The following is a 13788-nucleotide window of genomic DNA, read 5'->3' as shown; positions in this document are numbered from 1 at the left end:
TTATCCCTCCTCCGCCCCAGTTACCAGTTTTGACAGAGAGCGGTTTCAAAGTCTTCTGCTACCTTACGATGCACACCAAGCTTCCAGGTCCGGTATTCCAGCGCACTTAGCAGTTTTTGTATGGCCACCTCGATATCGGGTTCCAGGATGAAGTAACCACCAAATACATCGCTGGCTATCTGAGTCAAGATATTGTAAATAAGGTCAGAACCCTCTACCGGCGGCATAGTTCCCACATGAGTGGGCAGACCAATGGTCACACACCAGGTACCAATACTGGTAGCCTTACCGCTCATAGCTTCAGGAGCTGAAGCAACAAAGGGAACCTTAGGAGTATCCACACCGAGATCTTCGGCCATCAGCATTAAAAGTTCAGCCGCCCGGGAGTTGTCAACACACGAACCGATATGGAACACAGGAGGTAGTCCGTACTTCAAATCAGCCTTTTCACTGATACGCTGGAAGAACTTCTTCAACCCGGGGCCGCAAAACTCATCCACTCTGGCCGGGTCCATCAAGCCCGCCTTCGCGCACGCCTGGGCATTACACCCAGTAGAAATAACGAAAACGTCATTTTTCAGCATGGCTTTGGTAATTTCAAGGTGAGCCTGATCCTGGAAGGTCTTCAGGTTGTTGCACCCGGCCATAAGGATGACACCCTTTAACTCTCCGGAAAGAATAGCCTCGTTAAGCACCCGCACCGGATTATGGGGGTTAACAGTCTTGAACAGCTCGAAGATGGCTTCCAGACTCCACCCCGCCACCACTTTGTTCTTTACATTGGGAATGTGTACAGGCCGGGTCCCCCGTTCTTTATAAGCTTCAATGGCCTGGCGGATAACTTCTTTGGCGTTAGCCATGGCCGTAGCTTCCTGGTAGTCGATATGCATGGTTCCGGGGTTCTTCACAATATCCGAAGTGGTAATCAACCTTGTTCCAAAGCACTGGGCCACCGTGTTTAAACCGGGCATGATGCACTGCACGTCCACCACCATGGCGTCAACAGCACCGGTACAGATGGCCAGCTCCTGGGAGGAGAAAGAAGTTACAATAGGAATACCCTGGCGCATGAGCACTTCGTTTCCAGTACAGCAAATCCCCGCCAGGTTAATACCCGTAGCACCGGCTGCCCTGGCTTCACCTTCCAGTTCCCGGGCTGCAGCCACGATCATTTCACTTAAGAGGGGGTTATGGCCGTGCACTATAATATTTACCTTTTTGGGGTCCAGGACGCCCATGTTGGCTTCACTGACCACGGGTTGGGGAGTACCAAAGATAATATCGGAGAGGTCGGTGGCAATCCACTTGCCGGCCAGGTCAGCCAGACCAACCCGCACAGCGCTGAATACCAGGTTTACCGGGTCGTTGTCCATCCCTACGTGGGCCTGGGTAACCAGGTCGGAAATAGTGGCATGGATCCCGTGCGGCATAACCATATGACTTCTATATTTTTCTACCCGGGCAGGTATTTGCTGCTTCACCACCCAGGTCGTTTCCCCTTCTCCCTTCAGGCGACGGAAGTCCTCCAGGGCCGCTTCCGCCAGCTCTTTTGCGAGAACCGGTATTTCTTTGCCCTCGGTCTCAATCCCAATTTTTTTACATATACGCACCAGCTTATCGGGATCCTTGATGGAATAGTCGGGTGCCTTTCCTTCGGAAATTAATTCCAGCGTATGGGCTATGTGGTTACCATGCTGAGCGTGCGAGGCACAACCCGTAAGGATCATTAAACCTACACTGCGGGCCACAATGGTCCAGGAATTGGCACCACATATACCCCGGCTCGCCGGTCCCTCTTCTGCTTTAATCCGGCAGGGACCCATCATACAAAAACGACAGCAGATACCTTTATAGCCAAACTGGCACTGGGGTTGCTGGGCTACCACCCGGTCAAAGGCGGTAATCACACCCTGCTCCTGGGCCACATCAATCATTTCCAGCACAGCCGGATCAACAGAACGCTTGACGCTCTTGGGATCAATCACCCGTGGAGTCTTGTCCGAAGGCCGGCTGGTTAGATGGGGCTCTCTAAACCTTGGCATTTAATCTGACCTCCTTTTCGAGACAGTCCTGCATGCAAAAACTCCTAATCATTGGGACCCTTACAAGAACCTGGTCACCCTTCACTTAAATTTTAAAAGCTGACCTCTGAAGTGTTAGATAATTAATTCAGTTAAAAAGCTTCTCCCCCCCACAACCACAGATTATTATTTATACTACTTTATCATAAATACCGGCCAACGGACAATCATTAATTATGGTCATATTTTTTTCTTGTTGCGCTATGTGTGAATTTACGTTTGATTTTATAAAATTATCTTTTCTTTAAGATAATGTTAATAAAACAGACCCCATTCTTTCTATTCGCAGGCCATTCAACGTTTTCCTGCAGGAGATCCCGTAACCAGTATATACGAGCTCTAGGAAGGTTTTTCCTCACCAGCGTTTGTTGCGAGGTCAGCTCACGTACCTGTTCTTGAATCCATAAACCCCGGAATCTTCCGAATCATCACTCAACACTAACAACTTCAAACACACGCGCGCCGGGTGCTCCAAAAAATGATAAACGGTGAGAAAATGGTTGAATACACCATGGTCACCTCCCCTCTGTTAGCAGTTGACTGCAAAAACAATGAGTGTTACAGTTAGCCTAAGAAGGTGCTTGAACCCGGAGCGGTAAGTGGTAAAGTCAGTTCAAAGGGGTGCGAGTTGATGGTTAAAATAACCGTTTTGATTGAAAATACCGTCGGTCTGCCCGCAGGTTTGGCGGGCGAGTGGGGTCTGGCCCTGCTGGTGGAAAAGGCCGGAACGAAGGTTCTTTTTGACACCGGTGAACGCGGAAATATCCTGGCCAACGCTGCTGCACTGGGGATCAACCTGCAGGAAGTCGATGCGCTGGTAATGAGCCACGGCCACTACGATCACAGCGGAGGTATGCGGGATTTCCTGCGCCTGAGGGGACGCTTGCCCGTCTACATTCACCCAGACTTTTTTTCCTTACATTACGGGTCACTGCCCCGTCCACATTACATCGGGGTACCGTTTCGGCAAGAGGAACTGGAGAGCCTGGGAGCCGATTTTATCGTTGAACAAGAACCACAGCAAATTGCACCCGGACTGTGGGTCAGCGGCGAGGTTCCACGCAAGACCACTTTCGAAAAAGGAGACAGCAGCCTCTTTTCCCTGGAAGACGGCAATAAAGTAGCCGACCCATTCCGGGACGATATGAGCCTGTACTGCGTTACAGATGAAGGGCTGGTGGTCATCCTGGGATGTGCCCATGCAGGAGTGGTAAATATCGTGGAACATGCCCGCCAGGTAACCGGTATCGACCGCGTTTACGGCATTATCGGTGGTACCCATCTGGGTCCGGCACCTGAAGAACAGCAGGAGGCCACCATTGCCTACCTGAAAGGCTTGAACTTGAAGTTCCTGGCGGCCAATCACTGCACCGGCCTGCCTGTCGCAGCCCATCTCGCCGCTGTTTTTGGTCCCATCTTCCACTTTGCACCCGCCGGTGCCAGCTTCACATTACCTCTGAAAGAAGGTGGCTGTTCATGAGCCTGGAAGAGGTGAGAAAAAATCAGGGGCTCACCGCAGCAGCCATGGCTACCCGGGTAGGGATTACCGTCCGGGAGTTGCTGGCCATTGAAAGGGGGCAACAATACCCACGCCTCTGTGTGGCCCAGAAATGGGCCAACGCCCTGGGTTTGAGCTTCGAAGAATTTTCCCGCCACTTCTATGAAAAAGCGGACCCGGCCCAACTCCTTCAATGCGACCTGGAATGTAAACAGGAGGGTTGAAAAGTCAAGATGACCATTAAAGAAGCGGTAGAATTTTTCATGGAGAATTGGGACCTGATTCCCGTCCTCACCACCATTAAAGGAGACTACGCTGTCCCTGTGAAGCCCAAACGCGACATATACCTGGTGGTAGAAAAAAATACACCGGGTATCTTTCTGGCCCGCCTGTCACCGGATCTCATGCGCCTGAAACCGCTGGAAGAGCCATATAACGACGAAGCCCGCCAGTACATTTACCACCGTTTGAAAGAGGCCAACCTTTTAAGGGAGTCCGGTCTTACTCACTAACTCATCAAATGCTGGCTGAACGGAGTCATCTTTAAGCCCCGGGGGTTCCGGGGTGAACTTATACTTGGGATAGAAATTTATGATAATTAAGCAGGACAATTCAAGAAGGATTCAGGTGCACTATAACGAAATATTAAAGAACCGGGTCGTTTAAGTCTTTGATTGGAGGAAACCAGAATGGACATAGAATCCACAATCAATAAGAGCCGGGGAGGTTTGGGAACTACGGCCCTGGCTTACATTGAAGTAACCAAACCCCGTTCCGTGGTCCTGCTCGTTTTTACGGCCCTGGCTACCATGATGGTGGCCGCAGCTGTAAGCGGACCCGTACCGGTGTTTCAGCTCGCGGCTGCCACAGCGGCGGTAACTTTAGCCTGTGCAGGTGCTAATGCGGTCAGTTGTTATATCGACCGGGACCTGGACGCAAGTATGACCCGCACCCGAAAACGTCCCATTCCCGACGGGAGGATTAATCCTCCAGTGCGGGCTCTGTACTGGGGGTTGTTCCTGTTCGTTTCTTCGCTCATCCTGGGCTGGATGGTCAACCCCATTGCTTTTGCCTGTCTTTGGGGCGGTATGATTGGCTATGTTGGTATCTACAGCCTCTGGTTGAAGAGAAGAAGTTCCTGGAACATCATCCTGGGCGGGTTTTCCGGCGGCCTGCCGGCACTCTTCGGGTGGACTGCTGTAACGGGCAAGGTGGATTTGCTGCCCCTTCTCATTGCCGCGCTGGTTGTACTGTGGATTCCCAACCATATATGGAGTCTGGCCATCTTTTTCAAGGAGGACTATGCCAAAGTAAAAGTTCCCATGCTCCCCGTAGTCTGCGAAACCAGAAAGGCCCTGCACTGTCTTTTATGCACCGTTATCCTGATGGTTTTATTCTCTATTTTGATCTATTTTGCCGGGTCCTGGGGCATGGTCTACCTCGCTACGGCGGTCATTACCGGCCTGGCGGCCCTGGGTTTAAGCGTCTACGTGTACCTGCAGCCCACACCCCGGAACGCCTGGGTCCTCTTTAAGTTTTCCAGTCCCTACCTTTTCCTTCTCTTTTTGAGTATGATGATTGATGTCTGGTTATAAAAGAGGCCGGTCAATCAGACTGGCAAACTCCATATGAAATCACCACCCTCTGGTGTATTCACCGGCACAGGGTATGCAGGCGAATTTTCCGTCCTTCACCCTGGCCCGGGCCTCAGAAACCGGTTCACCACAGAAAGCACAGGTTACAGAATTGAAAATGCGTGCTTTAGGTGGCAGTTCCACCTTTACGTGTTGTACCACACAGAACTCTTCCTGTGGGGCTTCGAGGATATACCGGATACGTTGTTCTTGATGTTCCCGGAAGAGCTGCTGCTCCGCCTCACTGGCGGTACCTCCGAACACTTTGTCCCGCAGCGCCTTGTACTCATCATTCTGCCGCCATGTGCTCCCCTTGACTGAGACGCGTACCGCTTTTCCACTTTCCCGACAGATGAAGGTAAACACGTGTTTGCCATAATCCCGGTACAGTAAATTGCCCTTACCCAGGGTGCACCCTGTAAGTACCATGACTGCATCCACACCGCAGGCATCATTTTCCACAACAGCCACCAGTTCTTCGTCTTCCGCGCGGTGCCCGGCCAACTCCTGAAGTCCGATTTTAGCCGCCCGGTAGCCTACTGCCAGGCCGGGGCAGGAATGCCCGTGAAATTCCACGCATTTTTCCCAATCACTTTTCTCCAGGCACATAATAATTACTTCACCCCTCAGTGTATGCTTGTATTTTGTCCTACTCCACGTTTATTCTACCCCGGTAGAACAATATCCTTTTTCCATTCCGCCCACTATATTTAGAATTATTTGTTTTTTAACATATGCGTATTTCCCCGTTGAAAAAGGAAATAACTAAACATGAGCAATTCATAAGCAATTTTAGTACCGTCACATCAGGGGGGGTTATAGAAATGACAGGAAAAAGAAAGGTTTTGCTGGGAACAGCTCTCATAGCCGCTGGTTTATGTATACTTTTCCTGTGGTATGCCCCCAAAGTGACCCTGCCCGTTCTAAGCTTTCCCCGGGTACGGCAAGTTGTCGATGATGAACTGGAACCGGGGCAGGCATTTGTAGTCCGGGATGAAAAGGGGAATCCTGTCACCATGATTTCCCGCCGCGTGCGGGTGGGCGATGAGGTAATAACTGCAGAGGGAAAACACTACCGCGTGGAAAAAGTAGAGGGCAACCGGGCCACTGCCCGCTTCCTCGGGATGGACAAGCAATTGCTGGCCTACAACGAACTCTTTTCAAAAATGGAGGTACCGGTGGCTGCTACGGTCCGCAACAACAGACCGGTAGCCATTTATCATACCCACAGTGATGAATCGTACGTCCCATCCGACGGCAGCCCCTCCATTCCCTTTCACGGGGGAATTTTTCAAGTTGGTGATTCTTACAGCAATAAGTTGTCAACCGAAGGGGCCAGGGTGCTGCATGATAAAACCCCCCATGACCCCCACGACGATAATGCTTATTACCGTTCGCGCCGGACGGCAGTTAAGCTGCTGAAAAAGAACCCTATAGCCATATTTGATGTACACGGGACGGCGTAGACGACCCCGAACTTTACCGCCGCATCGTCTCAAATGAAGATGTGGCGCAAATGCGTTTTGTTGTGGGGCGGGAAAATCCACATATGGCAGCCAACCTGGATTTCGCCAAACGGCTGATGGCGTACGCCAACAGAATGCACTGGCCCATTGCCAAAGATATTTTTGTGGGGCAGGGCAATTATAACCAGGATCTTTTACCAACCGCCCTTTTAATTGAAGCCGGTACCTATACCAACCGCAAGGACGAAGCTATGCGCGGGATATCCCTGCTGGCCGATGCGGTCCCCGTAATCCTGGGCATCACCGGTCCCACCAGTACCCCCGGTGCACCCGAATACGAGAAACCCGTTACGGACCCAACCGCCCGCCGGACCGGTGTATGGTCCAGCCTCGTATGGATAATCATCGTCACCCTGATTGGTGGAGGCCTCTTTGTGCTCATCAGTACCGGCAGTTATAAAAATGCAAAGGAACGCCTGGCGAACTTCTTTGGCTGGGAACTGGCCGATATTCTGGGACCGCAGGCAAGAAAAATAGATCCGGAAAACAAGGACGAGGACGGTACAAAACGGGACTAACATAAAGCAGGTTGCCGGGCAGCACCCGGCAACCGCTCTTCCTGCACAGGCCTGACAATAAGTTAATAAGTTAAGTGCCAGGCACCTTAATAATTGTGGGTCCCCTTGACGACTTGGACGCCAAACTTTTCCGTTATTTTTTGAGCCAGCTCGTCCACATCCCTGTACGGGCAGGCCGGCCAGGCGTTGACCATGCACGTGGACAGGTGGATAACGTCAAAATCCACATTCTTCTTAACACAGCCAATGTTTGGGATCAGCGATCTTCCGGGACACTCACAGGTGAGAAAACCCACCACATTCACGGAGTCATAATCTTTGAATTTTCCTTCCCGGTCGCGGGCGGCTTTAAAACATTTCCATTCGCCGGGGCAGCCATAACCCTGGGACACGTAGGAACCACAACTTACTATGAGTACATTCACCTTCCAGATCACTCCTTTTTTGGTTTTGTTATAACATACAAGTTGTCATATGTCAATTTTAATTATGACCGGCCACTCCGATATTACCAGATCCTTGTCTTCTCCTTGACACAATCCAGATAGACTTTCCTCAACAGGCAATCTTCCTCGCAGGCACGGTCCACCCGGCCGGTGAAGGCATAAGCACGGGCGGGGCAGCCACCGCCGCACAAGTACCTGTCCCGGCATTCCCGGCAGCCGGCCATCACTTCTACAGTGCGCCCCGGGAGCGGCGTTGCAGCCAGCGCTTCGGCCAGGGAAAAGTTACTGTCCGTTATCCGGCCCAGATAAAATTCTGTCAGGCCGCAAAAGGAAGCACAGGGATAAACCGAACCGTCGGGCATTACGGCCATGGACTGCCCGGTGGTGGCATAACAGTAATGCCGCCTGGTTATTCTCCGGTGCAACTGGAATTTCAACCTCTCCACTTCCCGAAACCGGATTAACGGGCCGCCCAGACGGGCTATTTCCCCCGCCCGTCTTACGGCTGCTCCGACCTGTTCGCTCAGAAGCTCCGGTTCCGGCGGTGCGGGGCACCCCTCCCGGCCCCTGCCCAGAGGGCGCAGCAGGTCCAGAGAAATCCCGTACACATTCCCCAGGTAAGCAGCCAGTTCCACCAGTTGAGTCAGCCCCGCCGTGCTTTCAGCAGTCAAAACAGCCGTCAGGCCCACCTTGATCCCTTCCGCCGCCAGGTTCTGCAGCCCCCGTATGACAGCCAGGGTGGAACCACCGCCACCGGCCAGAGGACGCAGCCGGTCGTTAACTTCCGGACGACCGTCCAGGCTCACCCCCAGTGCCACGCCCAGGGACTTTAATTCCCTGGCCACTGCGGGAGTGACCAGTGTTCCGTTGGTTTGCAGCTGCAACTTAACGGAAAGCCGGCGCGACCGGACGTAGGCCGCCACCTCTTTTACCAGGGGCAGGTTCAAGAGAGGCTCGCCGCCGGAGAACTGGATCTTGAAAGAAGGGCTCCGGGCGGCGGCGTAATCAACCGCCTGCCGGGCCACCTCCCAGGACATATGCCTTTTGCTCTCGCCTCCCCTGGCATAGCAATAAACACAGCGCAGGTTGCAATCACCGGTTACCAGCAATACCAGGAGCTTAATTTCTTCCTCCATCTGCCCCACCCGTGAACTTTTTTCCCCGGAGTACATGTTCAGTGGACCCGCTTTGGCCCCCGCCGGTCCATGCACCGGCGTTCCGCAAGTCGTTCGCTTTGGGTCCGGTAGATACCGGATAAAAGCGCCTTTACTGAACAATTACGCGGCTATTCCGTTCGGGCCTCCAGTTCCCCTTCTATTTCCAGGTATAGTTCTCTTAGTGCCTGGTTCATCTCCGGTTCTGCCTGCCACATTCCCCTTTCGATGGCTTGCAGCAGGTGTTCGACAATGTTCTGCAAAGCCCAGGGGTTGACTTCCTTGAACCACGCCTGCATGGATGGCTCCAGGGCATACTTTTTGGCCAGAGCCTCGTAAAGCCAGTCCTCCAGCACCCCGGCTGTGGCATCCCAGCCGAAGGCCACCTCCACCAGGTGGGAGAGGTCCCCCGCTCCCTTATAGCCGTGGCGCTTCATGCTTTCGATCCATTTGGGATCGAGCACCCGGGCCCGGAAAATATGCCTGGTTTCTTCATCCAAAGTGCGCACCCGTACCCTTGCCGGGTCCGAACTGTCGCCGCTGAAAGACAGGGGCGGTTCTCCCTTAATTGACTTGACCGCCGCCACCATGCCACCGTGATAGGAGTAAAAGTCGTCACTATCATACATATCGATCTCGCGAGTGTCCTCATTTTTCACAGTGGCGTCCAGCATAGCCAGGCGCCGGCGGAAAACAGGCCGGGCATCCATACCAAAAGAACGCCGGCTGTAAGCATAACCGCCCCAGGTGACGTAGACTTCCCCCAGGTCCTTTTCATCATGCCAGTTCCTGGCAGTTATCAGGTTACTCACTCCCGCCCCGTAACATCCGGGGGGGTCGCTGAAAATACGCCACAGAGCTTCTTCGCGGGCCTGCTCGGGATTTATCCCCTGAACCATCTTTTCAGCCATTTCCTGACGCACATGGGCAGCTACAAAATTCAAATCTTCCGGCTCGTCCAGATCGGCCACCATTTCTACTGCCCGGTCAATCAGGTGGATGACATTTAAGAAAGCATCGCGGAACATCCCGCTGGCCCTTATGGTCACATCTATGCGGGGTCGTCCCAATTCTTCCAGTGGGATTACAGCCAGCCCCTTGATCCTGCCGCTTTTCTCGTCCCATACCGGCCGGACTCCCAGTAGATACAGCGCCTGGGCTATATCATCACCACCCGTACGCATGTTGCTGGTAGCCCATACCACAATGCCAACACTGACCGGATAGGTTCCCTTTTCCTGCCTGTACCGCTCCAGCAAAGCATCCGCCAGGGAACAGCCCACCTGCCAGGCCGCACGACTGGGAACAGCGTTGGGATCCACGGAGTAAAAATTACGCCCGGTAGGGAGAATGTCAGCCATACCGCGGGTGGGAGCTCCGGAAGGTCCGGGCGGCACAAATCCCCCGGCCAGAGCGTTAAGGCAATTACCAAGTTCCTGCCTGGTTGCAGCCAGGGCCGGCACCAGCGTACTGCCTGCATATTCAAGCACCCGGCAAATTTCTTCGTTCCCTGCGCCCAGAATTTTTTGTACTAAAAACGGTATTTCATCACACACACAACCGCCATTTACATAAGCTTCCAGCAGCTGGCGGGCAAGGTGCTCAATTTCGTCCAGCACTTCTCCCCAGGTACGCCCCTGACCGGGGTTGAAATAACCGGGATTTGAAAGGAGTTCTTCATAATTAAACCCTTTGGCAACAGCTATCTGTTCCCGCAAGGAAGGGACCCGGCCATTGGGCAGACGCGTCAGAGCCAGGAGCATTTCGACCAGAGCTTCTCCCGAGGGCGACCGGCCCAGGACATGCAACCCATCCCGGATTAAAGTATCTTTTACCTCGTGCAGGTACGAATGTAATCTCTCCAGGAACTGATCCCAATCTTTTTCCGCGGCCTCACGAGTTATTTCCAGGTCATGATCCAGGCGGGCATGCACCACCTTTTCCCAGATCATGTCCCGCAGCGAGGGAAGTCCGGAACTTTCCATCATCTTTGCTTCGTGATAGTCTTTCAAAAGAACCTCGATTTCGGACAGTTCATCATATGACCCGGCCCTGGTCATGACGGGAACCAGGTGGTCGATGATGCAGGCATGGGAACGGCGCTTGGCCTGAGTGCCTTCCCCGGGATTGTTTACAATATACGGGTAGACGTGAGGCAGGTCGTTAATAGCCAGGTCGGGGAAGCAGGCCGCGGATAGTCCCACACCTTTACCAGGAAGCCATTCCAGAGAGCCGTGCTTGCCAATGTGAAATACAATATCCGCCTGGAAGACATCCCTCAACCAGCGGTAATAGCACAGGTAATGATGAGGCGGGGAAAGATCCGGGCTGTGGTAGATTTTCGACGGGTCCTCCACAAAGCCGCGCGGAGGTTGCACGCCTAAAAAGACATTGCCCAGAAATATTCCTGGTACCAGAAGATGCTCCCCGTAAGAAAAAACCTCCCCCGGAGGAGCCCCCCAGTCCCGCTCAAGGTGCTCCCGTGAGGACCCGGGAAAAGCGGAAAACCACTCCCTGTAAGTAGCATTATCCACACGGGCAGCGGCCCGGCGCTCCAGTTCCCTGGGGTCCAGCCAGCCCCGCTCGTTGGTTAAACCGGACAGGATTTTCTCCATCAGAGCAGCACCGTCGGGAGGCAGGTCTTCCACCCGGTAACCGGCTTCCCGCATGGCAAGCAGCAGACGGTGCACGCTGGCCGGCGTATCCAACCCGAATGCGTTCCCGATACGGTCATTGCGTGGGGGATAGTTGTGCAGGATAATGGCCACTTTCTTTTCCCGGTTGGGCTTGCGCCTCAACTCTGCCCAGCGCAGGGCCAGCGAAGCTACTTTGCGTATCCGCCCGACCAGGGGTACATGTTTTACAGGTGTAGCTCCGGTGAAAGAATCCCTTTCCAGTTCCTCCCTGGTAGCCACCGGCACGGTAATCAGGTCTCCGTCAAATTCCGGCAGGGCTACGTTCATAATCAGATCGAGCGGGCCAAGGCCTTGCAGGCTGTTTTCCCATTCGGCACGGGATGTCATCGAAAGAATGGCTTTAATCAACGGTACGCCCAACCGCTGGTAGAGTTCCTTTTCTTCAACCCGGCTGAAGGTCGGTGTGGACATCGCCTGGGCAAACATCAAAGTATTTATCACCACATCGACGACAGGCTTTCCGTCCCGGCAAAAATAATTATCTATGACCCAGGCTATGCCCCGGCTACCCAGCTCGTCGTTTCTGGTGGCGTAAAGGAAAACCGGCAGGGCCACACCGCCCAATTGTTCTATTTGCCGGACCAGTTCGTCCACAAAATCCGTATTACCGCTGACCCGGTAACTCTGGTAAAAGAGAATGCCCACCACGGGTTTATCAGCCTTCAGCTTTTCCGCCAGGGAGGACCTGGCCTCATTTTCATCCCGGCACCCCGGGTAGTACAGGCCTTGCCAGGGGAGAGGTCGCGGTTCCGGCACCTCAAAGAACCCCCCCGAGTAGCGGTTAACCGCCCAGAGAAGCAGGTTGCCCAGGTTCTCCTCACCGCCGTAACTCACATAGAGCCGCAGGCGGTGGTAATCCTCCGGGGAAAGGTTGCCAAGGCGCAATAATGACCCGGTATCATCCCCAGCCGAAGGCAGAACGGCCAGCGATACGTCCCTTTCCCTGGCCAGGGCGGTTACCTGCTCAAACAAGGGCAGGGAGTCCGGTCCCCCCATGAGGTGCAGAATCACCAGGTGGGAGCAGGAAACAGCCTGTAATAATTCCGCTTCCTTTTCCGACCCTGTAAGGTCCCTCTTGGTATACGCTAGAACTTCAACCGCCGGGCCGTACTCCCGGTAGACACGTCTTACGGCACAGCCAAGGGTGATCAGCTCACCTTCAATGGCTGTATAAAATAATATTTTAAACCCCATCGTCATTCCCCCATTTATTTCCTGCAGCTTCCCCCGGACCTCCCGAGTAAAAGGCTGTAATCCACGTGCTCCAGGAACCTCTTCTGCCTTGTAGCACCGGGATTCAAAACCAGCAGGTTGATGTGGTCCCCTCTCGAAGGGGAAACCACCCGCCGGCATTCCCCGGCATAACGGGCATAAGCCAGGACGAGGCTGCCCCCACAGGCAGAATGGCCGTCAACCAGAGTTCCCCACTGGTTGGCCACAGCCATGTGCACCTGTTCGGCCACTCTCGCCTCCCAGATGAACCGGCTTTTCTCATCGTCCCAGAGTGCGGGTACGCACAGGATGTCCACCCCCTGCTTGGACAGGTTCTCCACGCTTTCAGGGAAGAAAAGGTCGTACCCCAGCAAGAGGCCCACCCTGGCGAAAGGGAGATCATAAAAGCCAAAACCTGCCCGCCCTTCATGTGCCCAGTTCCTGTCCCTGGGTGCCAGGTGGACCTTTCTATACCTGCCCACCAACCCCTCCGGGCCAACCAGCACAGCCGTATTGTAGAAACGACTCCCTTCCCTTTCCGGCAGCCCCGCAACCACATATAAACCCATCTCTCGAGCCCCCCGGACCAGGGCCTGCACGGTGAAACCGGACAGTTCTTCAGCCAGCGTCATGGCCCGGCCAGCGTCACAGATTACCCCGCTGCTGGCAAGCTCCGGCAGTACCACCAGGTCGAGCTTGACGTTCCGCCGGGCCGCCAGCCCTACCGCCTGCTCCATTAAAGCCAGCATGGACCGGACGTTTTCTTCCACTTTACCCGGGTCCGGGCGAAATTGAAGGGTGGCCGCACCAAATTCTCTCCCCCCGACCAGGCCCAGCAACGCTTCCGGCTCGAACTGCGAATAGGTATCAAGAGCTATACCCCCGTAAAGCTCGGGGCGCCTCTCGTACAAATACCTGCCGGGTGGGGAACAGGCAAACCTGCCATCCTGAAGGGGCAGTTCTGCATATTAGGGTTAACGGGGTTTCAAGATTTTAAACTTAATATTGCCAAGGATATAGTCA

The 13788-nt window shown here is 53.9% G+C and carries 10 protein-coding genes and 1 pseudogene; 5 read left to right on the top strand and 6 right to left on the bottom strand.

Features of this window, described 5'->3' with window-relative positions; all coding sequences use genetic code 11:
* Window positions 1-20 precede the first annotated feature (20 nt).
* On the bottom strand, window positions 21-2042 hold the full coding sequence (cooS, locus tag ACPLUI_RS00795; RefSeq protein ID WP_424658366.1) for an anaerobic carbon-monoxide dehydrogenase catalytic subunit: 2022 nt from the start codon (window positions 2040-2042) through the stop codon (window positions 21-23).
* Window positions 2043-2712: 670 nt separating this feature from the next.
* On the opposite strand from cooS, the gene ACPLUI_RS00790 reads away from it, so the two are divergent.
* The 4 genes from ACPLUI_RS00790 to ACPLUI_RS00775 all read left to right on the top strand — a co-directional run bounded on the left by ACPLUI_RS00790 (window position 2713) and on the right by ACPLUI_RS00775 (window position 5174).
* On the top strand, window positions 2713-3561 hold the full coding sequence (locus ACPLUI_RS00790; protein ID WP_424658365.1) for an MBL fold metallo-hydrolase: 849 nt from the start codon (window positions 2713-2715) through the stop codon (window positions 3559-3561).
* The gene (locus ACPLUI_RS00785) at window positions 3558-3803 is read left to right on the top strand and encodes a helix-turn-helix domain-containing protein (RefSeq protein ID WP_424658364.1); all 246 of its coding nucleotides are present in this window, start codon (window positions 3558-3560) and stop codon (window positions 3801-3803) included. The genes ACPLUI_RS00790 and ACPLUI_RS00785 overlap by 4 nt, the downstream gene beginning before the upstream one ends.
* 9 nt (window positions 3804-3812) lie before the next feature.
* Window positions 3813-4091, top strand: coding sequence for a hypothetical protein (locus tag ACPLUI_RS00780; RefSeq protein WP_424658363.1), 279 nt, complete (start codon window positions 3813-3815; stop codon window positions 4089-4091).
* Window positions 4092-4268: 177 nt separating this feature from the next.
* On the top strand, window positions 4269-5174 hold the full coding sequence (locus ACPLUI_RS00775; RefSeq protein WP_424658362.1) for a heme o synthase: 906 nt from the start codon (window positions 4269-4271) through the stop codon (window positions 5172-5174).
* Between the two features lie 39 nt (window positions 5175-5213).
* Here ACPLUI_RS00775 and ACPLUI_RS00770 read toward each other — a convergent pair whose 3' ends face one another.
* Window positions 5214-5822 (bottom strand): FmdE family protein, encoded by a 609-nt coding sequence (locus ACPLUI_RS00770; protein WP_424658361.1) that lies wholly within the window; start codon window positions 5820-5822, stop codon window positions 5214-5216.
* Between the two features lie 125 nt (window positions 5823-5947).
* Here ACPLUI_RS00770 and spoIIP point away from each other — a divergent pair.
* A pseudogene (spoIIP, locus tag ACPLUI_RS00765) lies at window positions 5948-7257 on the top strand (stage II sporulation protein P).
* A gap of 86 nt (window positions 7258-7343) precedes the next feature.
* On the opposite strand, the gene ACPLUI_RS00760 reads toward spoIIP, so the two are convergent.
* From ACPLUI_RS00760 to ACPLUI_RS00745, 4 genes are all read right to left on the bottom strand, one after another.
* Window positions 7344-7682 carry a CGGC domain-containing protein gene (locus ACPLUI_RS00760; protein WP_424658360.1) on the bottom strand — a complete coding sequence of 113 codons (339 nt, stop codon included), beginning with the start codon at window positions 7680-7682 and terminating at the stop codon, window positions 7344-7346.
* An 83-nt stretch (window positions 7683-7765) separates the two neighbouring features.
* Entirely contained in the window at window positions 7766-8875 is a 1110-nt protein-coding gene (locus ACPLUI_RS00755; protein WP_424658359.1) for a radical SAM protein, read from the bottom strand.
* Between the two features lie 113 nt (window positions 8876-8988).
* Window positions 8989-12747 (bottom strand): cobaltochelatase subunit CobN, encoded by a 3759-nt coding sequence (cobN, locus tag ACPLUI_RS00750; RefSeq protein WP_424658358.1) that lies wholly within the window; start codon window positions 12745-12747, stop codon window positions 8989-8991.
* Window positions 12748-12761: 14 nt separating this feature from the next.
* The gene (locus ACPLUI_RS00745; protein ID WP_424658357.1) at window positions 12762-13676 is read right to left on the bottom strand and encodes a carbon-nitrogen hydrolase family protein; all 915 of its coding nucleotides are present in this window, start codon (window positions 13674-13676) and stop codon (window positions 12762-12764) included.
* Between the last annotated feature and the right edge of the window lie 112 nt (window positions 13677-13788).

The sequence above is a fragment of the Desulfofundulus sp. genome (assembly GCF_049701015.1).
Classification (GTDB): domain Bacteria; phylum Bacillota; class Desulfotomaculia; order Desulfotomaculales; family Desulfovirgulaceae; genus Desulfofundulus.
The sequence above is the reverse complement of the archived record's forward strand: the minus strand, read 5'-3'. Positions and strand labels throughout refer to the sequence as shown.

Excerpts from the sequence above, each read along its gene's own strand:
- ACPLUI_RS00780 (WP_424658363.1), top strand. The coding sequence starts at position 3,813 with ATGACCATTAAAGAAGCGGTAGAATTTTTCATGGAGAATTGGGACCTG.
- ACPLUI_RS00790 (WP_424658365.1), top strand. The coding sequence starts at position 2,713 with ATGGTTAAAATAACCGTTTTGATTGAAAATACCGTCGGTCTGCCCGCA.
- ACPLUI_RS00785 (WP_424658364.1), top strand. The coding sequence starts at position 3,558 with ATGAGCCTGGAAGAGGTGAGAAAAAATCAGGGGCTCACCGCAGCAGCC.
- ACPLUI_RS00770 (WP_424658361.1), bottom strand. The coding sequence starts at position 5,822 with ATGTGCCTGGAGAAAAGTGATTGGGAAAAATGCGTGGAATTTCACGGG.
- ACPLUI_RS00755 (WP_424658359.1), bottom strand. The coding sequence starts at position 8,875 with ATGTACTCCGGGGAAAAAAGTTCACGGGTGGGGCAGATGGAGGAAGAA.
- ACPLUI_RS00775 (WP_424658362.1), top strand. The coding sequence starts at position 4,269 with ATGGACATAGAATCCACAATCAATAAGAGCCGGGGAGGTTTGGGAACT.
- cobN (WP_424658358.1), bottom strand. The coding sequence starts at position 12,747 with ATGGGGTTTAAAATATTATTTTATACAGCCATTGAAGGTGAGCTGATC.
- cooS (WP_424658366.1), bottom strand. The coding sequence starts at position 2,042 with ATGCCAAGGTTTAGAGAGCCCCATCTAACCAGCCGGCCTTCGGACAAG.